This window comes from Finegoldia dalianensis (assembly GCF_046255015.1).
GTDB classification, from domain to species: Bacteria; Bacillota; Clostridia; order Tissierellales; family Peptoniphilaceae; genus Finegoldia; species Finegoldia magna.
Map to the genome: position 1 here is coordinate 1 of NZ_JBDLBQ010000007.1, position 19109 is coordinate 19109.

The following is a 19109-nucleotide window of genomic DNA, read 5'->3' on the forward strand; positions in this document are numbered from 1 at the left end:
GAAGACCAGCAGATGATTTGGAAGAAGGAAAGACAAGAGTAGTACAAGAAGGACAAGTTGGAAAGCAAACTAGAAAGTCAACAACTATAGTAAATAGCGAAACAGGAAAGACTATATCAGGCCCAACATATACAAACTGGACTACAACAACACAACCAAAGGATAGAATAATTGAATACGGTAGAGGAGCTGATATTCCAAGTACAGGTACAACGGGTATGTTAATGCCTTTAACTGGAGGAATTGTATTATTAGGATATTCTATATTGTCTAAACGTAAGAAATTTAAATAAAAATGCAAATATTTTTAAGAAATAGTTTTATAGACTTTAATAATATTTAATATTTTATCCAGAATTAGAAGACTAGCAAGAAAATTGTTGCTAGTCTTTCTTTTATAGGTACAACTACTAGAAACAAACATTTGTGTGGGGTTTATTTTTCCGATATTTATCTATTATAAAAAAAAGAAAAAGGAGAAATGTTATGAAGAAATTAAAAAGAATGTTTATATTGGTTTTATTGAGTATTTTATTTTCTATTCAAACAATTACTTTTGCTGGATCGGAAAATAGAATATCAGGAAGGGATAGGTTTGAATTAGCAGTCAATATGTCGAAAGAATTTGAAGGTTCGGATGAATGTATATTGATAAATTATCAAGCGTGGTCTGATTGTATTGTTGCTAGCCAGATATCTAATGGTAAAATGCCCGTATATTTCACATATTCTAATTCGATAGAAAGTCAAACACTAAATAGATTGAAAGAAAAAAGATACAGAAAAATATATTTAGTTGGAGGAACAAATTCAATATCTTCGAAGGTTGAAAATCAATTAAAAAGAATGTCTACAGTTGAAAGAATTTCGGGTAGAAACAGATACGATTCTAATTATAAGATTTTAAAAGGAAATGAACGAACTCTGATTATAGCAAGTGGCGAAAATTTTGCAGATGGGTTAGTTTCTTCAACTTTAGCACAACAAAAAAATGCAAAAATCGTATTAAACCCCTCAACATTTTTAACAAACGAATTGAAAAATTATATTAAGAACAATTCAAATTTAAAGATGGTATATATAGTAGGTGGGGTAAATTCAATTAGTAAAGATGTTGAAAGAAGTATTAATAGACTTACAAACTCTGCTAGGATAAAAGGTGCCTCTAGATATGAAGTATCGGAGGTGTTGGCAACATCAATTAAAGCAAAGTCATATATTGTTGCAAGTGGTGAAAATTTTGCAGATGGTTTGTTGTCAGCAAATTTGTCATATAAGAACAATAGTCCTATCTTATTAACAACATCTAAATATCATAGAAGTGAATTAAAAAATATTTTGAGGGGTAAAGAGTATGTAATTGTTGGTGGAGAAAAGTCTGTCTCTGATATATTTTCTGATGATATAGCGATGAAAAATATTAACAATAAAGAAATCGTAAAAAATGATTCGGATTTAAAAAATATATTTAACAAGTTGACGGATAGTAAAAAATCTAGTATTCAATTTGCTTATTCAAAGGATTATAGTTTAAAAGAATTAGTATTTTCAAAGAATGATATTAAATACGAGTTGTTTAATATTAAAGTGAATAAAATTAATGAAGATAACTCGTTTAATTACGCAGAAATTAGATTAATTCCAAAAAGAAATTACGGTTCTATTCAGGATATTTATAATTATATAGATAAGTTAGATAACTTATCTAAGAGAGTAAAAGGAAATACTGACTTAGAATTGTTAAAGAATTTATTTAATATAGCTTGTAAAGAATATTCATATGATTACTCTTATAAAAACAATACAGCAGTTTCATTATTGAGGGATAATAAGGGTATTTGTGTATCTTTTTCGGATTTAATAAGAGATTTGTGTACTTTAAACAATATTGAAGCTGAAACATGGTTAGTATCTACAAAGAGAGTTAGAAATGGTAAAGATTTAACTCTGGAAGAAAAAGTCAATTTATACAATCACCAATTAAATAGAGTTTGTATAGATGGTAAATGGTATTTTGCGGATTTAAATAGAGCAATACAAAACAATGAACGTGATTTTAATAAATGTATGCTAATGTCTGAATTAACAAAATCTGAATATGAGCCAGCAATTGAGCCAATAATGGTACAAAGTGGTTTTAATGATAGAGTAAAATCTATTAATTTTGATAAAGACAAAACATATTCGAACCTAGGATTAGAATGGGTAGAATAAACACTTATAGAAACCTTATATAAACCTTATAGAGCACCTTGTGTAATACGGGGTGCTTTACATAAAGCCCCAGAAAGTCCCCCGACTTTAGTCGTGGGGAGTAGTCAGAAACAGGCTGGTAATTCAGTTGTCGTTCCAGTAATAACAAGAATTGCAGAAAATATTATGAAAAGTATAAAAAAATGTAATAAAAAAGAAGTTCAGAGAGAAACAGCCAGATGTTAATATTCTGGTTGTTTTTTTGTTACCAATATTTCGTGAAATTTTTTCTAAAATTTCCAACATCACTTATTTGTGGGTATAACAAGAGTGAAAATACAAGAATAAGGAGATTTTTATGGTAATTATAGGTTTATTTCTAATAATGTTGGCGGGATTAATAACAGGATATCCAATTGTGCTTATCAAAAAAGGTGAGCAAGGTAGGGTTACGGATATGTTTATGGAGAAAAAACTTTACTTTATAATAACATCAGCAGTATTAGCATTATTAGGTATTGCATTAATTGTAGTGTTTTTTGTAAAAGCACCAAATGATAAGGATAAAGAGATAGAAAGAATAAAGCAAGAACAAAAGCTTGAAAAAGACGGAAAGTCAAATCAAACAGATGAAGAACTTGAAAATCAAGATAAGACAAAGATATCTGATAGATTAAAAAAAAGAGATGTTGAAGAAGATGATAGTTTAGAGACAACAGAAATGACTAAACAAGAAAAAGAAAAGGCTGATATGATAAGCAATGCTGATGAAAATAGCTTAGCTGATTCTATATCATCAGACCCTTCTAAAAAGTTCTTTGTTGTAGAAACTAAGCTAATGCCTTATGAAAACTATAAGGAAATTCAAAGCTTTACAGAAAAAGAGCCAAAACGTCAAATGAGTTATGGTAAAGGTATTTGGAAAGGAACGTTGAGCTATTTTGTTAAAGAAATAAGTCCAGCAGGAGATTCCCAAATTAAGATTTATCCCGCTAATTATGTGTCTGTTAAATCCGATCTTACAAAAGATATGGAGGCTTCTATTATTAAATATTACGAAGTAGTACAAACAGGTATAAAAGATAATGAGCCAATCTTAATGAAAAAATTGAGAAAGCTTCAATTGAATGTTCCAAATGATACGAAGATTATAGATATGGATTTAGATAACGGACAAATCCAGAACACTAATACTAAAGATACAAAGCAAAAAGAAGAAAAGGTAAAATCAGGAGATAATAAAATTGAAAATAAAGAAAATGCTAAAAAGTAAATTTATTAAAGAAAATTTATCGAAGATTCTATTAAGTATTTTTGTTATATCATTGATGTTATCTTTAGGTATTATAACTAATTCAAAAGCTTTAGATAAAAATGAGGTAGTAACTCAAAAAATAGAAAACAAACAGTATAGAATAATCAATGACTTAAATAATATAAAGATTAAGGGAAGAGAAAACTCTAACGCTTTTAAATTATATAAATACAATATTCAGTTAAAAGAGCTTTATAGTAACTTAAAAGAATACAAAGAATCGATAGAAAACATTACGAAAAAGAAGTTTACTATCACAACTGATGAGAATAGTTTAAAAGATATTGACATGAAAAAATCTGAAATTGAAAGTTTAACTGAAAAAGAGATTTCAGAATATATAGAATTGAGAGAAAATGCTATAAAAACTATGAACAAAGATTACGAAAATCTAATGAGTTATTTTAAAGAATACTTGAAAGAGAACAACATAAAATCAAATACAAATGAGATAGGGAGATAAAAATGTTTGAAATAAATGTATATACAACAAATGATGATCCTTTATACGAAAAAACTATTGAGTGTATAAAAGATGTGTTAGGAGAAGAAGACTACAATACTTATGTGAGGGTTTTAAACATATCTAAAAACGAAATATCAAGAGAATTTCTTTTAGAAAATAAAATTAATTGTGTTCCAGTTGTAAGATGTAACAATTATTTAGTTGTTGGCTATGATCCAGAAAAGATTGAAAAATATATTAATAAAGGCTTTGAGGAATATATGCAAAACAGAAAGTAGAAAAATAGCAATACAAGAATCGTCTCTTTAGGGGGCGGTTTTTTATTTGGGAGATATCAAATGCAATTTATTCTGTCACATATTTCACCTTTTAAAAGGGTAAAACAAAAGAGAACGTACATTGAAATGGTTGTTTTTCAACGTTCCTATAAGCGTTATTAAGTTATATTAATCCAGACAAAAAGATATATTTTTAACATTATAAATTAACTAATTTATAGCCCATATAATGAAATCAAATAGGAGGATCAAAATATGGGAGAATATATAAAATTTGAAAATTACGAAGAAAGTAATTTAAATGACGAACTAAAAAATCTTATATCAAGCGTTGAAGAAATATCAGATTTTTATGTAGATTTTAAAAATGAGTATAATGAGGACAGTTTAACTTATCAAACCACAGAAGACCAAACAAAAGTAGTACTTACTCAATACTTAGATAAATTAAAGGAAGCAAATATATCACCGATTGAAATGGATAAATCTATAAGTGATCTTGTTGGTGACGGATATATAAAAAAAGAAGAAAAGGTTAATACTCTAGGCAAGAAAAACAGTTTATTAAACGATTTAAACCTAAATGATACAAAAGAAGATAGAGAAAAAGCTAGTAAAGTATTAAATAAATTTTTTGATCTAGATACTATTTCAAAAGAGGTGTTCTTAGGATTAAGAAAAGGCGAAAAGCGTTCAAATATAGATTATGGTTCTTATGTAGAAAATCCTAGTATATTCTATAAGGTTAATAAAGATGTTAGAGCTTCTAATATTGGAATGGAGCCAGAAGATGTTATTTCAGATCTTTGTCAACGTGTATATTCAAGAATTAAAGATGGGTTAAACTTGAATTTATTAAATAAATCTTTTCAAGATGGAACAACTAATGTAGAAGAAAACACAAAGAAAGATACATTAAAGTTTAGCAAAGAGGAAATAGAAGAAATAGAAAAGCTTGCAAGTGATTTTGCGAATAATAAGATAAAATTAAATGATTTAACACCAGAACAAAGTAATTTAAGACAATCTTTTATAAACTCTATAGCAAGATATACTAGAAGTTCTTCATTAGCTGAAATTGGAACGGTAATAAGTAGAAGTGAAGAAACAAGAATAAATAGTAGAATTTCTTCAACATTAGCTGATAGTCAACAATACATTAAACAAGCAATGAGTGTTTTAAAGGAACAAAACAAAGAGATTAATCAAGAAAATGTTAAAACGGTAGCTAATGAAATATGTTCTGATAAGGGTATAAAACTAAAAATATCCGATAGAACCGTTAATGAATACTTTACTAAAGAAGAAATAAATAGAAACACAAAGAGTATTAATGATACAGTAACAAATGAATCAGATTCAGTAGAATTAAGTGAACGTATTGAAAACAGCAAATATCCATCACCTAGTGAAACGTTAATGCAAAGTTGTGATAGAGCTGAAAAGTTTATGTTTATGGCGAACAAAAACATGCTTGCTTATCAAATAGCTGAATATTTCAAAGACAACATGAAAACGAACGGTAATGAGGCTGGACTTACTAAAGATCACGTCTTAGAACAATTAAAAATAGATTTAGGAATTAACAAAGTAGAATACAACGAAAAGACACAACAAGAAGAATTAGTAATTCCTAATGAAAAGTTGAATAAAGACTTCGACAATCTTATAAACGCTTCTTTAGAGGATTTCAAAACAATTAAAGAAGAGTTTCAAGTAGAACATGAAAAACAATTAAAAGATTTAACTAATAAACTAGACGATATGTATTTAACATCTGATAGAGGCAAAATAGATTATATAACATTTAATCAAAATTATATAAATATCGTAAAAGAAAGAAACGAGCAAACAATAGCTGATGTTATAAATGAATATAATCAAACATCTGTAGAAGGTTTAACAGCTAGTGATTTAGCAGATCAAATTAACATGAAGCTTAAAGATAATATAAACCACGATACATCAAAGTGTAAAGATGTTTATATTTCACATTCAATGAAAAACTACGAACAAGCAATAAAATCACAAGATACTTATATATCTCAACGTTCATTACCGGATATTATACAAGCAACAACTGGTAATTACGAAGTTAAGGTTAATAGCAATGATTTTTCAGAAAACTCATTAGAGGCTGTATCAAAACTAGATAGGTTTGTGGATTTCAGAGATGAAAATAACGAGTTGACAGCCTTGGCTATGGATATATATGGTAATAATACAAGCTTCGATAATATTAAACAAGCATTTGAAAAAGAAAATGTTGTATGCTATATAGCTGAAACAGAAGAAAACATGTTAAAAGATAAGGTAGATAACGAAAATCTTGAAAATCATTACAAGGTTATTATTCCGCTTGATAAGCCTGTTGAAATTGGCTATAACAACTCTAAGGTTGGTTGTAATGAAAGAAATAAAATAGAGTTATTCGTTAGCGATATTATGGATAAAGTAGAAAATCTATCACAAAAAAATGAAGGGAAAATAACTAGCGTTAATATATCGCATGTTAATACTTCAGAACTTTATAAAGCTAATACATTTTTAGATGATGGCTTTAAAAATAATAGACAGGATTTTCTAATTCAATCTCAAAAGCAATTTAATCCAACAGAATACTGTAAAAAACACGATTATCTAAAAGACGATGGCTTTGTTAATACGATAGCTGATATTAAAGAAAGTTCTTTAAGTAATCCTAAAGATCTATACAATAACTTACTATCTAACATGACAAAGAACTTATCTATAGAAAAAGAATTAAAGGTTGTTAATAGTGGTTTGAATGAAATCACAAACACAATCAAGAATAAAATGATTGAATTACAAGAAAATGCTAAAGAATCTGTTGAAAATCTTCGAGAAGGTTTAGACCATGATTCTTATGATGATAGAAATTTATCTGACAATATAAAAAGAGATCAAGATGGATTCGAAATGGCCTAAAAGCTATATCCGATAGAGAATCCGTTTCATAATATACTCTCAAAAGGATAGCATTGCCCTCAACTTTTGTTGAGGGTCATTTGCTGTCTAGAAATAGAATATATGGTATACTTAAAATATAAGTTTGCGGTACATATATTAGAAAAATCGATATATTTATGTGTGGGAATTTTCCCGATATTAAGAACACAAAACAAGATACAATAATTAAAATGGGTGGTGAATTAAGTGAGCGTAGATTTAGCAACAGAATTAAGAGAATATACAAAACTAGATTATAAGGGTAATAATTGCTATAAAATAAGAGCTAGATTAATCAGACAATTAAAAGAAGGTAAAGATATAGAAAAGGATAATATATTGGATTCTGAAAGAACTGGCAATGGTTTATATCTTAAACCTGCTTTTCTTAGTAATATGGCATTTAAGGTCAATTACAAAGAAATAAACAGAGCATTAGAAACTGATGATAAAGTTCAGGACTATCAAGCTGTTGAACTAAAAGTACAGCCTAAATATGCCACAGTAAAAGCTATTATTAAAGGAGAAACTAAAGAAGATCAAAGAGCTATAAATTCTATTAGCACATATGAAAAATATAACGTTGGATTTAATTCTAATTTTGACAGGGGAAATTCTCTATTAAAGTTAGAGTTTTTTGATAAATCAATAAACGAAAACGACAAGGATATTGACGATAGAGTTCTTTTTGCTATTTACTTAGTTCCTGTAAAAGAGAATCTAATTTCACAATCAAAGGTTGGATTTTTTAAGTATGTTAAGACTATGGAATTTGTATTTGCGATGAGAGTAGACTTCTCATTGGTTAGCGAAAAGGTAGAAAATAGTGATGGGATTATTTACAAGACAGAGTTAAAGGCTGTTAAGGATATAAACCAACAAAAAAATAAAGATAAGGAGCTTGAAAAAGATATGACAGGTCTTGATATTTACGAAGGTTCTCAAAACCCAGAAGAAACGCTTAATTCTTTAATTGGATTAGGAGAAGTAAAAACACAAATAGAGACGTTTAAAAATAGAATAATGTTCCAAAACAAGATGAAACAACTAGGTAACGATCAACTTACTTCAGGCTTTAATAACCACATGATATTTTACGGAGAACCAGGTACTGGTAAAACAACAGTTGCTAGAATTATAGCAGGTTTATTATACAAATTAGGCATAACTAGAAAAAATAGATGCGTTCAAGTTAATGGTGAATCTTTAAAAGCTGAATATGTAGGTCAAACAGCACCAAAAGTACAAAAGGTTATTGATGCAGCAGTAGGTGGGGTATTATTTATAGACGAAGCTTACGCACTAAATGACATTCACTACGGTAAGGAAGCTGTAAATGTTCTTTTGCAAAACATGGAAGATAAAAAAGATGATTTAGTAATTATTTTAGCAGGTTATGAAAATGATATGAAAAACCTTATGAATGTTAACCCGGGTTTGAAATCAAGAATAGGTTATTGGATTAAGTTTGAAAGCTATAACGCCAATGAGCTTCTTGATATATTCAAGTTTTCACTTAAAAAGAAAGGCCTTGGTCTAAGTAGTGACTGTGAAAAGCCATTATTATATGTATTAGATCAATATCACAAGATGGGTAAAACAACAGGGGTTGCAGGTAATGCAAGATTTATAAATAAAATGGTTAATGATATCATTGACAATCACGCTAAAAATTGTATGTCAGGCGTTATTCCTGAAAGTGGATTTATGGACATTCAATTAGTAGATCTAAAGGATTATATGCAATAATCATTGTATATAACAAAGTAGTGGTCGATAATTAAACGGCCACTACTTTGTATAATCGGAGGGTAATTTATATGTTTCAAAAATCTTTTTTTTGATTTTTAAAATATTTTTATTAGCTGTTTTAAATTCTGATAGAAGTTCTTCTTCAAGGTTGTCGAGTTTTTCGATAACCTCTTTTTTTATTTCTAGGTAATCTTCTTTAGAAAGGTTGCCTTCTTCTAATTTTTTTGAATAAAAGTTTTTTATTTCATTTTTTATTTCATTAGTATTATTTAAAAGTTCACTAAATTCAAAAGAATCTATTATTTCATTATTTTTAATCGAGTTACTGCTGCCTAAATTAACTTTAAATATTATAGGGTTTGCTAAACGATATTGTAAATATTTAGTGAAAGACGGAATAATGTCTTTTACGTTTTTGTGATGTTCTTTTAAAATCTTTTCTTGTTCTTCATTAAGTGTTACTTGAAATCTTTTAGTCATTTTTTTCTCCACTTTTTTCCAAATTTTATTATCCTACTTTTGTTATACCCGAAAACGCCTGTAGTTTTGCTATCTTTTTTGCTACTTTATATTATGTTTTGCAAATCATTTCTCTAAACTTAGCCAAAACTTGTGTATTCGTGGGTATAACAAGAAAGACGAGAGTAGGGGTGATTTATTGTCTAAGAACGCAATAGAAATTAGAGAACATTCATATAACGGTTTCAAAAGAGTTTATTTAAATATTGATACTGAAAATTTTTTAAAAGAATTAAATGAAGATAGAGAAAAGTTATTCGAGACTATAAAAGACGAGTTTTTGTACGGTGATGGGTTAGAGGAATTATCGGACAATTTTAATGAACACTTATTTAATAATTTAATAATTTTAGTCAAAGCTTGTAGTCTTAAAGATGAAATATATGACAGGTCAACTTTGAAGTTGAGAATAAAAGACTTAATGGAATCTGATAAGATGATTTATTTAATAAAACAGATTCCGAAGATGAAAAAACTATTTGAATAAGGAGATTTTTATGGAAAATAAAGAGAATTATGAAGAACAGCTAGAAGAAAACATTAGATATAATTCGATTAATAATAAGGAAAATATTGAGCTGGGAACTATACAAAAGATAATAAAAGTAGAGCTTGTAACTAACACATTTAATCAAAAGACAGGTCAAATTAATACAAAGCGTAATATATACACCGACAATGCAGGTTTTGAAAAAGCCAAAATCTTAATTTCAAAAATACTAAATGACATTAAGAAAAAAGGAATTAAAGCCAATACATACATTGATTCTTTAAGCATATTCGTAGATATAAAAGAGCGTTCTAATCAACTAAAAATATCTTTGATAGAAAATTCTGGAACAATACCAGCAAATCAAGGTGTTTTAGAACTTTTTTTGAGCAATTACTATCTTATAGAAGACAAAAAGATAGACTATCAAGTTGTTAGAAGAGGAGAAATTGAATACTTAGTAGAAGTAATAAAAAATGCTGATGAATATATTGACGAACTGGATCGTGAAGAAAAAAGAAAAATTGCTATGAAAAGAAACACAAAATTAATTGTTGTTGGGTTTATTTTACTTTTATTAGGTTTTGCGATTTGGATTTTAAGTATTAGGTAGTTTTCATGGAAGTTAGTAAAAGATTGGATAAGATTTTGAAATATACTTTTGTAATTGTTCTATTAATATTTTTAATCAAGATTTTTCTAATAGATATCACAATTGTTAGAGGGTCAAGTATGTTTCCAACGATAATTAAGAATGAAATGTGCTTTTATAAAAAGATAGAACTAGATAAGGCTACACACGATGATATTGCTATTATAAAGGATAATTACACAGATCAGGGTTACGGTTATCTAATAAAAAGGATAATAGCTTGTCCGGGAGATAACCTCGTAATAGAAGACGGAAAGGTAAAGGTGAATGGAGTAGAGAAAAATGAATTTGGCGAAACTTTGATAGAAAATGATATTAAAAAAAAACTGAACTTGAAGATAAGTGAAAATGAGTATTTTGTTATGGGAGATAACCGAAGAAACTCAATGGATTCACGATATTTTGGTTGTGTTAAAGAAGAGGATATTAAAGGATTGTTAATTAATAATTTTTTAGAGAGATAGAAATGATATATTATAGATTATTAGCACTAACAGATTTATTATTCGTTAGTTTTATTTTAAGAGTTGCTCTTGGTGAATTGAAAGTTTTAAACGAAGCAAGTCCTTTGCTTTTCTTAATATTTTTTGTTCTGATATCAGTATTAATGCTTGTTATGATGTTTATTAACAAAAAAGAAAAAACCGTAACATACAAAGGAAAGCAAATCACAATAACAAATGATGATAGAATGTTCATAAAACTTATACGAAAAAGTGGTTATAAAGTTGATAAAAAGATTGAAAAGTTAGTGACAAATCAGGGTGGAAAACTTGCAAAAATGACTTCGTTATTTGCTACAATAGCCCTTTTTATAAGGATTGCACAAATTGTGAATTTGAAAGTAAGTTTAGCACAAAATGTCAAATTAATTATATTAATGATTATTATGGGAGTGATGTTTTTTCTAGGTTTGTCTGCACTTTTTAGCACAAAGGTCATTCAATACAACATAATACTTCCGTATTATAGAAATCTAATGATTCTCGAAACGATAGAAGAACTCGACAAAGATGATGGAATGGGTTATATAAATTTTTTAAAAAAATATTGTGATATTGGATTTGACGAAAATTCTGTAAATGAATTAAGAAAAGAAATTAAAGAAGGCAAAGATAGGGTATCGTTATTAATAGATATTGATCAAAACACAAATTTGTTAAGATAATTTGCTACAAAAATGCCTTAAAATAGGTTTTTCGCCATACAACTTAATAACGGCTATTCTATAAGCATTTTGAGAAATATCCATATAATTCTATGGGAAGAATTAAATAAACCTCGTATAATCGATTATACGAGGTTGTTTTTTAGTTGTTTTGTCTTTTGAATGTAGTTTGAAGTTGCAACGCTATAGCAACATAAAAAGCGTGTCGATCTTTTTTATCAACGTTTTGTATTTGTTCAGAAAAGTTTATATCGTGTTTTTGAAAATCATCAATTAATTGCTTAAAAAAAGTTTCATAATCTGCATCGTTCACCAAAGTTGTAGATAATTCTTCGATAATTTTTTCTTGTGATTGTTTGTCTAGTTTAGAAAACTCACTATTAATTTCTTTGCTTAGTTCCGTAAATCTAATTGGATTTTTTTCCATAACATTCTCCTTAGTATTATATAATATTTGCTATACAATTATATTATATCCATTCTAGAAGATATTGTCGATGAAAAATAGGTTATTAGAAAGACTAATGTGCTTTTATTCTGTTTTCTAACAAATCTCGTAAAAAGGGAATTATTGAATTAATAATAATTGCGGAGGATTTTTTCTCTTGTTTTTCGCTTCTTTTTCTTTTGTTAAACATATCTAATAAAAATTTATAATCATTATATGGATTAAAATCATTATAATTATTTGGAACAAATGCACCAATATTATATAAATATTCCAATAATTTTCTTGAAAATAAATCAGATGATATTGTAATATATTCATTGTTTTCAACAGCATGTAAAAGTTTAAATAAATCTTCTTTTAATTTAGCTTCATTTTTTAATTTATCTACATCAAATTTACTAATACATGAACTCCCGATAGGGTAAATAATGTTATTGTTTATACGATTTTTGATAGTAAAAAGATAACGTAACCCTTCTTTTCCGCATGTACATTGACCTGCACAATCTAGATCTTCTTCTACATCTACTATATCCCATTCTTTAACAGCTTCTTCCCAGTTGTTGGCTTCTGATTTTTCTATGACTGTTTTAATAAGATTTTCTTTATATTCTTCTTTTGTAGGCAAAATGTTCCTCCTTTAACTATAAACTAGCATTATACATAAACATTTTTAAGAACGTCACAAACATTGCTTTGTCTTCTACAGAATTGATTTTTTCTAAAACATCAATGTCGTTAGCATTAAATACATCCTTAACTATTTCTAGAAAATCATTATCGCCTTTTTCCGTAGGTCTACAAATACTTATTCTGTTAACAATATATTGTTGACTGTCTTTGTCTAGTTTTTTAAAATTTTCTGTAATTTCTTCTGCAATCTTTTTTAATTTATTATTGTTATCGATCATTTTTTGTTTCTCCTTTTCTACGGTTGTTTTTATGAATGATATTATTTCGTTTTTCATATCGCTATTATTTCTTTCACATATATCTTTGAATTCATCTTTAAGGTTGTTTTCAATGGTAAAACTAATAGTAGATTTCCCTTTTGCCATTTTGTTTTCTTTGTCTAAGCTTTCTTTTAATTTATTTAATTCATTATTTAAATCCATATGATCCTCCTTATAGTTATATAATACATGCTAGCGTGTCGACTTGTCAACGGGTATAATGAATTACTCACGATTATTTTCGAAAGATAGATAAGAAAAATGGCAAATCCTCGCAAGAGGGAATATGTATAAAAAAATAATCGCACGATTAACGCACGATTATTTTTGTGGTGGTTATATAATTATTTAACTTTTAAGCTTTTTAATAGTTTTTTTATTTTTTCACGTTCAACGTATAGATAGCCTAGAAGACTTGCAAGAGATATACTAAACATAGAAATTAATAAGTTTTTGTTTGATTTTTCGCCTGTTTGAGGAGAATTTCCAGTTTTAGAATTATCAGCATCTTTATTTTTTTCGTTAGCAACATCAGGAGATGTTCTATCAGATGCCACAACTTCAACAGTAAAATCATTTATTGGTGTTTTTCCGCTTACATTTGTAGTATTATTTTTCCAATATACTTCACCAGATATGTTTTTATATTTTCCAACTTTGTTAACATCAATATTATAGAATTTTCCACCAATGATAGAGTAATTATCATTGCAACCGAATATAGAATCCCATTTTATTTTTTGACCTTGATTTATAATAATAGGTTTGTTTTTATACTCGTTTTTCACATATATACCTGGAATTTCTTTTTCGTGTTTTTGTGATTCTTTTTTAGTATCTTCAATAGTAACTCTAGGTTTTACTCTAGTATTTTCGTTGTTTGATGTTTTGTCATCTTCTTTTACATTGTCATTTTTAACTTCTTTAACTGTTAAGAAGATTTCAATAATGTTATTATCCTTTTCAAAGGAAACATTGATCTTATTTTTTTCTTTATCTAATGTTACGCCAGTAGGGGTAGTAGATTTAACGATAGTATATTTACCATTTTCTAAAGTGATAGGCTCATTACAGTCAATAACTATATCTGAACCATCAGGTGACGATTTTGTCATGTGACCGATTAACTTACCATCACTATCTTTTATAACTACATTCAAAGTTGCCTCAAATCCCTTATTCGTATCTTCTTGTGTATCTGAAATTGTAGGGAATTGAACAGCTATTTTATTTTCTTGGTTTTTATATCCGTCAGTAACAGATTTTAAAGAAATTTCATATTCTTTTTTAGGATCAAGTTTTGTGAATTTTACATTTCCATTATCGTCACTTTTTTCTTCTGCTATTATATCTTCTTTGTCTTTTTCTCTAATTGTAAATACAAAATCCTTTAAAAATTCATTATTATTTTTATTGTATACTTTAAATTCAACGCTATTATCAGAATTATATTTAGTTGTACTAAAATCATATTCTAATGTTGTTTTAGATGTTTCAGAATCTTTTTCTAATAATTCCTCTTTTGTTCTTTCTGCTGTGATTTTGTCTAATATGTCTTTTTCGTTATAATCTTTGTTAAAGAATCCTTTGTTATTTTCTACTGCTTTTTTCTCTAAGTTTCTAATTATTTTTGAGTATTTAACATTTGGTGCGATAGTCATTGGCTTTGCAATACCATCACGAATTATCTTAAAGTTAAATAATGTGTCGCCATTCCATACATACGCTAGAACTCTTCCGTATTTATCTGTTTTTTGAATATCGTATTCTAATTCAACATCACGATTTTCTAAGTAACTTTTTGTGTATTTTGAGGCGATTTTTCCTTCAACAGTATTTTTTTCTTTGTTTGGATTAACTGATTCTGGAGTATCAACACCTATTAATCTTACTGTTTGTTCTTTGCCATCTATCATACACTTAAAAGTGTCTCCATCTACTACTCTTAACACCTTTACTTTGACAAGATTAACGGCTTTTAGTTTAATATCTTTGTCATTTTGTTCTTTGACTTCAGCTTTTTCTTCAAGTTTTGTAGGATTTTCATAATCAGCTAATACGTTAACAGGAAATACACTTCCGGCGATTAAACAACATGCTAACAATTTCAACATTCTTTCGTTTTTTTTATTTTTTTTCATCGATTTTATGGGTAAATTAATCCCCAATCTCCTTTCCTTTTTATTCTGTTCTTGTTATACCCATGATTTTATATAGTTTAGATTTTTAATTACAAAGAATACAAAAAAATATCATATCTATGACAGTTTTGCTGTCTTTATGTTTCAAATAATTCTTTTTATAATCATATTCGAGATTTTACGGGTATAACAATAATGTAAATTAGAGATATTCTAAAAGAAACTCTAAAATCACTGAACTTTAGTAGAGAAATAGTTAAAAATGTCAGAAATAACAAATATTTTAGTTTTTGTCATTCTCCAGTTAAATTAATAGACAGAGAAAATATAAAATATATAATACATCTCACAAAGAAAAATAAGTGTAGTCTCTGATAATAATATACAATCTCTCTACTAGAGTAAGTGTTTTAACAATGTAAGCTTGTTAATCCTAAAGTTAGGACTCTTAAATCAACAAAAGCGGGTAATATTGAGGATATAGCTAAGAAGACTATACCAGCAACGAAGATTGAGGATATAGCTAAAAAATTTAATAAAGACACAGAAAAAGAAACTGTTCATGAATCAAAAAAAACTTCACACTTGCCAAAAGCAGGAACAAGTTCAGAAATATTAACATTAGCTATCGGAGCGTTAGCTATGGTAGAAGGTATAAATCTATCTAAGAAACGTAGAAAATAATATTAAGGAAATAGAGGCTAGATTTTTCTAGCTTCTTTTTTTCTGTAGAATGGTACATCAACTAGAACTAATCGTTGTTGTATACTTGTAAATTACGATATTTTAAAGATGTAAATGGAAAATATGAAAAAAGTTTCAAATATTTCCAAATATACCTAATTCGTGGGTATAACAATAGCGTACTGGAATAGCAATAAAATTGCTTGGAAACGAATTTGATTTTAAAAGCATAAATTTTATGCAAAATTTTAAAAAGGAGGAGACAAATTCCAACCTAACACAGGGTTTCCATTGTCAAAGAAATATGAAAAATAGTAAAAAGTTATTGAAAGTAATGTCAGGAGTTACATTAGCTGCAACATTATTAGCACCAATCAACACATTTGCTGATGATTACCTAGGTGAAATTGGAGATCCAGGAGCAGCAGAAAAGTCTTATGAAGATCAAGTAGCTGATTACTGGACTAAGAAAATTGCAGAAGAAGAAAAGGCTGAAAAAGAAGTTAAAGAAAAAGAAGCAAAGGCAAAAGAAACTAAAGAAGAAGTTAAAAAAGATTCTAATTCTTTGGAAGAAGTAAAAAAACAAGCAATTGCTGATTTGAAAGCAAATGGTATTACATCTAAGTTTTTCTTAGATAAAATTGAATCTGCAAAAACTGTAGAAGGTGTTAAAGCTTTAAAAGCTGAATTAATTAAATCTCATAAACAAGAAGATCCAGAAAAAGTATTAGAAAAAGAAGCTAAAGAAAACACTAATAAAGATAAGGATTCTGAAAAAGAATACTTAGATAAAGCTGAAAAAGAATACAATAAACTTTTCAAACAAGAAGAATTAAAGAAAGCTAAAGAACAAGCAATTGCTGAATTGAAAGCAAATGGTATTACTTCTAAATTCTTCATTGACAGAATTAATGCTGGAAAAACTGTAGAAGGTGTTAAAGCTTTAAAAGAAGAATTAATTAAATCTCACAAAGATTCTTCAAAAGATGCTGACAAAAAAGCTTTAGAAGAAGCAGCTAAAGAAGAATATGATAATTGGATTAAAGCTGAACAAGAGTACGAAAAAGCAGTAGAAGATTATTGGACTAAGAAGATTGCAGAAGATGAAAAAGCAGAGGCTGATAAAAAAGATGGCGAAAAAGAATTAGAAAAAGCTTCTAAAGAAGAATATGACAAATGGATCAAGGCAGAACAAGACTACGAAAAAGCAGTAGCTGATTACTGGACTAAAAAAATAGCTGATGATGAAAAAGCAGAAGCCGATAAGAAACAAAAAGAAGAAGAACAAGCTAAAGAAAATGTAGTAGATAAAATTAAAAATCTTGAAAAAGCTTTAGAAGAAGCTACTAAGCAAAAAGAAGAATTAGAAAAAGTTAAGAAAGAAAAAGAAGAACTTTCTAAACAATTAGAAAATTTAAAAGCTCAAATCAAAAAGGGCGAAAAGAAAGATGATAAAAAAGCTGGTAAGGATCAAAAAGCAAATAATCCTAAGAAAGCTAATAAGAATGTAAAAGTACAAAACAGAAAAACTAGATTGCCTAAAGCAGGTAGTGAAGCTGAAGTTGTAACATTGGCAGCAGCTGCTTTAACAAGCGTTGCAGGTGCTTTTATTTCACTTAAAAAACGTAAATAGTTAGTAGACATAATAACCCAAAACAAATATAATAGTAGTAAAAGTAGTTTAAACCTATAAAAAAAGAGTGGAGTCTTAATTGATTCCACTCTTTTTGCTAATTTCTTTTTGAAAATCTATATAAGCATTTAAAGAATTCCCGGATAATATATTAAATAATTCAATGTTAGTATTATCACCGTTAAAAATAGCAGTATAGTCTTCAATTTGGAATTCCCCACAAGAAATTACATAATCATCGTTGCTATTTTTCAAAAATTTAATAGCGACATTTTCAAAAACTACACAGTCTTTTTCATCGGCTATAAATTTCTTTTCTTTATCTTCGTCTTTAAGACGATTTTCGCTGTTTTTTTGTGGTTGGTCTTTAAATAGTTTTTTTTCTAGGTTTTTTTCTGCAATTTCTTGACCTAATGATGTCTTATCTTTAAGATAATTATAGTAATCAGCGTAGGCATTGTAGCTAATGAAATCTACATGCATTACATAGACATCAGGAGGATTTTTATAGTCAAACCTATTATCCTTCTCATCTTTAATGTTAAATTTAACACATCTTAACGGGGAATATAGAGATTGATTAGCAAATGAATAGTATTTGTTAAAGAAATCAGTCATAGTAGATGGATTTTCGAAATTAGCGTTTAAACTATTACTAGAGTTCCAATCATCTATAGCGGTTGTTAATGCTTGTTCTGGAGATATATTTTTAAACTTATCTTTAGCTGTTTTACAAGAGGGAAGAAGTAGAATTAAGAAAAATGTTAGTATTAATGCTATTTTTTTATTCATTTTTTCCTCCTAAATTTTTCAATATATTTGAATAAGTGTTTTTTTCAGCTTTATATACACCACTTTCTCCAAGCATAGCTGATGGTCTATTTTGGTTATTAACTTTGTAGATGATATTATCATTTTCGTCAATACCTAGTTCTATTTGATAAGCTATTGATTTTTCGATCACATAAAAGCTGAAGAAAATGTATTTTTTATCTTTGTTTACCTTATCTTTTAATTCTAAATCTGAAAATATATTTTCTTGTTTTTTTAATTTAATATTATTAAAACTTTCCATAAACTTATTTAAGCTTTTATTAAAAGTTTTTCCTTTTTGTTTTTCTTCGTGAGATATTTCTTTTAAATCTTTAAGCCCTTTGCTTTTTGATGCTTCTATTACATATTCAATAATATTTTCACTTTTAAAAAATAACAAATCTTTTCCTTTTAAATCAGTGTTTACTTCGCTTCTTTTAAGTAATTTATCTTGCTTTTCAATAATTTTATTTACCTCATCTTCTTTTACTTCATCAAGTGATTTATCTTTCATGGTAATTTCTTTTTGTTTTTTTGTGGTTTTGCTTTGTGAGATATCAGGATTGTCGTTGTTACAAGATGAGAGCATTAATAAAGCAAGTAATATTAAAAATATTTTTTTAATCTTCAT

At 27.7% G+C, this 19109-nt stretch carries 20 protein-coding genes; 13 read left to right on the forward strand and 7 right to left on the reverse strand.

Features of this window, described 5'->3' with window-relative positions:
* The 7 genes from ABDJ34_RS07845 to ABDJ34_RS07875 all read left to right on the forward strand — a co-directional run.
* On the forward strand, nucleotides 1-293 hold a 293-nt coding region (locus tag ABDJ34_RS07845), incomplete at its 5' end, for a G5 domain-containing protein (protein ID WP_412701953.1).
* A 193-nt stretch (nucleotides 294-486) separates the two neighbouring features.
* Nucleotides 487-2214, forward strand: a complete 1728-nt coding sequence (locus tag ABDJ34_RS07850) for a cell wall-binding repeat-containing protein (protein ID WP_412701954.1) — start codon at nucleotides 487-489, stop codon at nucleotides 2212-2214.
* Between the two features lie 337 nt (nucleotides 2215-2551).
* On the forward strand, nucleotides 2552-3466 hold the full coding sequence (locus ABDJ34_RS07855) for a hypothetical protein (protein WP_412701955.1): 915 nt from the start codon (nucleotides 2552-2554) through the stop codon (nucleotides 3464-3466).
* Nucleotides 3438-3971, forward strand: a complete 534-nt coding sequence (locus ABDJ34_RS07860) for a hypothetical protein (protein WP_412701956.1) — start codon at nucleotides 3438-3440, stop codon at nucleotides 3969-3971. The genes ABDJ34_RS07855 and ABDJ34_RS07860 overlap by 29 nt, the downstream gene beginning before the upstream one ends.
* A 2-nt stretch (nucleotides 3972-3973) precedes the next feature.
* Nucleotides 3974-4252 (forward strand): thioredoxin domain-containing protein, encoded by a 279-nt coding sequence (locus tag ABDJ34_RS07865; protein WP_412701957.1) that lies wholly within the window; start codon nucleotides 3974-3976, stop codon nucleotides 4250-4252.
* 255 nt (nucleotides 4253-4507) lie between these two features.
* The gene (locus ABDJ34_RS07870; protein ID WP_412701958.1) at nucleotides 4508-7201 is read left to right on the forward strand and encodes a hypothetical protein; all 2694 of its coding nucleotides are present in this window, start codon (nucleotides 4508-4510) and stop codon (nucleotides 7199-7201) included.
* Between the two features lie 228 nt (nucleotides 7202-7429).
* Entirely contained in the window at nucleotides 7430-8971 is a 1542-nt protein-coding gene (locus ABDJ34_RS07875) for an AAA family ATPase (RefSeq protein WP_412701959.1), read from the forward strand.
* A 42-nt stretch (nucleotides 8972-9013) separates the two neighbouring features.
* Here ABDJ34_RS07875 and ABDJ34_RS07880 read toward each other — a convergent pair whose 3' ends face one another.
* Entirely contained in the window at nucleotides 9014-9454 is a 441-nt protein-coding gene (locus ABDJ34_RS07880) for a hypothetical protein (RefSeq protein WP_412701960.1), read from the reverse strand.
* Between the two features lie 178 nt (nucleotides 9455-9632).
* Here ABDJ34_RS07880 and ABDJ34_RS07885 point away from each other — a divergent pair, with 178 nt between their 5' ends.
* The 4 genes from ABDJ34_RS07885 to ABDJ34_RS07900 are packed head-to-tail and all read left to right on the forward strand — an operon-like array spanning nucleotide 9633 to nucleotide 11803.
* Nucleotides 9633-9980: a hypothetical protein gene (locus tag ABDJ34_RS07885; protein WP_412701961.1), complete on the forward strand. Its 348-nt coding sequence runs from the start codon at nucleotides 9633-9635 to the stop codon at nucleotides 9978-9980.
* 10 nt (nucleotides 9981-9990) lie between these two features.
* Entirely contained in the window at nucleotides 9991-10596 is a 606-nt protein-coding gene (locus ABDJ34_RS07890) for a hypothetical protein (RefSeq protein WP_412701962.1), read from the forward strand.
* Between the two features lie 5 nt (nucleotides 10597-10601).
* Nucleotides 10602-11099, forward strand: a complete 498-nt coding sequence (gene lepB, locus ABDJ34_RS07895; RefSeq protein ID WP_412701963.1) for a signal peptidase I — start codon at nucleotides 10602-10604, stop codon at nucleotides 11097-11099.
* A 2-nt stretch (nucleotides 11100-11101) separates the two neighbouring features.
* A complete protein-coding gene (locus tag ABDJ34_RS07900) occupies nucleotides 11102-11803 on the forward strand; it encodes a hypothetical protein (RefSeq protein ID WP_412701964.1) in 702 nt (233 codons plus the stop codon).
* A gap of 142 nt (nucleotides 11804-11945) precedes the next feature.
* On the opposite strand, the gene ABDJ34_RS07905 is transcribed toward ABDJ34_RS07900, so the two are convergent.
* The 4 genes from ABDJ34_RS07905 to ABDJ34_RS07920 form a co-directional block, all read right to left on the reverse strand.
* Nucleotides 11946-12230, reverse strand: a complete 285-nt coding sequence (locus tag ABDJ34_RS07905; RefSeq protein ID WP_412701965.1) for a hypothetical protein — start codon at nucleotides 12228-12230, stop codon at nucleotides 11946-11948.
* A 94-nt stretch (nucleotides 12231-12324) separates the two neighbouring features.
* A complete protein-coding gene (locus tag ABDJ34_RS07910) occupies nucleotides 12325-12882 on the reverse strand; it encodes a hypothetical protein (RefSeq protein ID WP_412701966.1) in 558 nt (185 codons plus the stop codon).
* 16 nt (nucleotides 12883-12898) lie between these two features.
* Complete coding sequence (locus ABDJ34_RS07915) at nucleotides 12899-13369, reverse strand: hypothetical protein (RefSeq protein ID WP_412701967.1); 471 nt, start codon at nucleotides 13367-13369, stop codon at nucleotides 12899-12901.
* A 182-nt stretch (nucleotides 13370-13551) separates the two neighbouring features.
* A complete protein-coding gene (locus tag ABDJ34_RS07920; protein WP_412701968.1) occupies nucleotides 13552-15348 on the reverse strand; it encodes a thermonuclease family protein in 1797 nt (598 codons plus the stop codon).
* A gap of 519 nt (nucleotides 15349-15867) precedes the next feature.
* Here ABDJ34_RS07920 and ABDJ34_RS07925 point away from each other — a divergent pair.
* Entirely contained in the window at nucleotides 15868-16032 is a 165-nt protein-coding gene (locus tag ABDJ34_RS07925) for an LPXTG cell wall anchor domain-containing protein (RefSeq protein WP_412702098.1), read from the forward strand.
* Nucleotides 16033-16336: 304 nt separating this feature from the next.
* A complete protein-coding gene (locus ABDJ34_RS07930; protein WP_412701969.1) occupies nucleotides 16337-17665 on the forward strand; it encodes an albumin-binding GA domain-containing protein in 1329 nt (442 codons plus the stop codon).
* A gap of 75 nt (nucleotides 17666-17740) precedes the next feature.
* Here the strand turns inward: ABDJ34_RS07930 and ABDJ34_RS07935 are convergent, their stop codons facing one another.
* Both ABDJ34_RS07935 and ABDJ34_RS07940 read right to left on the reverse strand, forming a co-directional pair.
* On the reverse strand, nucleotides 17741-18457 hold the full coding sequence (locus tag ABDJ34_RS07935) for a hypothetical protein (protein ID WP_412701970.1): 717 nt from the start codon (nucleotides 18455-18457) through the stop codon (nucleotides 17741-17743).
* Nucleotides 18450-19109 carry a lipoprotein gene (locus tag ABDJ34_RS07940; protein WP_412701971.1) on the reverse strand — a complete coding sequence of 220 codons (660 nt, stop codon included), beginning with the start codon at nucleotides 19107-19109 and terminating at the stop codon, nucleotides 18450-18452. The genes ABDJ34_RS07935 and ABDJ34_RS07940 overlap by 8 nt, the downstream gene beginning before the upstream one ends.

What these genes read in the sequence shown, in the direction of transcription:
- ABDJ34_RS07865 (WP_412701957.1), top strand. Translation starts at nt 3,974, where the DNA reads ATGTTTGAAATAAATGTATATACAACAAATGATGATCCTTTATACGAA.
- lepB (WP_412701963.1), top strand. Translation starts at nt 10,602, where the DNA reads ATGGAAGTTAGTAAAAGATTGGATAAGATTTTGAAATATACTTTTGTA.
- ABDJ34_RS07915 (WP_412701967.1), bottom strand. Translation starts at nt 13,369, where the DNA reads ATGGATTTAAATAATGAATTAAATAAATTAAAAGAAAGCTTAGACAAA.
- ABDJ34_RS07930 (WP_412701969.1), top strand. Translation starts at nt 16,337, where the DNA reads ATGAAAAATAGTAAAAAGTTATTGAAAGTAATGTCAGGAGTTACATTA.
- ABDJ34_RS07940 (WP_412701971.1), bottom strand. Translation starts at nt 19,109, where the DNA reads ATGAAGATTAAAAAAATATTTTTAATATTACTTGCTTTATTAATGCTC.
- ABDJ34_RS07890 (WP_412701962.1), top strand. Translation starts at nt 9,991, where the DNA reads ATGGAAAATAAAGAGAATTATGAAGAACAGCTAGAAGAAAACATTAGA.
- ABDJ34_RS07850 (WP_412701954.1), top strand. Translation starts at nt 487, where the DNA reads ATGAAGAAATTAAAAAGAATGTTTATATTGGTTTTATTGAGTATTTTA.
- ABDJ34_RS07880 (WP_412701960.1), bottom strand. Translation starts at nt 9,454, where the DNA reads ATGACTAAAAGATTTCAAGTAACACTTAATGAAGAACAAGAAAAGATT.
- ABDJ34_RS07870 (WP_412701958.1), top strand. Translation starts at nt 4,508, where the DNA reads ATGGGAGAATATATAAAATTTGAAAATTACGAAGAAAGTAATTTAAAT.
- ABDJ34_RS07920 (WP_412701968.1), bottom strand. Translation starts at nt 15,348, where the DNA reads ATGAAAAAAAATAAAAAAAACGAAAGAATGTTGAAATTGTTAGCATGT.
- ABDJ34_RS07935 (WP_412701970.1), bottom strand. Translation starts at nt 18,457, where the DNA reads ATGAATAAAAAAATAGCATTAATACTAACATTTTTCTTAATTCTACTT.
- ABDJ34_RS07900 (WP_412701964.1), top strand. Translation starts at nt 11,102, where the DNA reads ATGATATATTATAGATTATTAGCACTAACAGATTTATTATTCGTTAGT.
- ABDJ34_RS07905 (WP_412701965.1), bottom strand. Translation starts at nt 12,230, where the DNA reads ATGGAAAAAAATCCAATTAGATTTACGGAACTAAGCAAAGAAATTAAT.
- ABDJ34_RS07855 (WP_412701955.1), top strand. Translation starts at nt 2,552, where the DNA reads ATGGTAATTATAGGTTTATTTCTAATAATGTTGGCGGGATTAATAACA.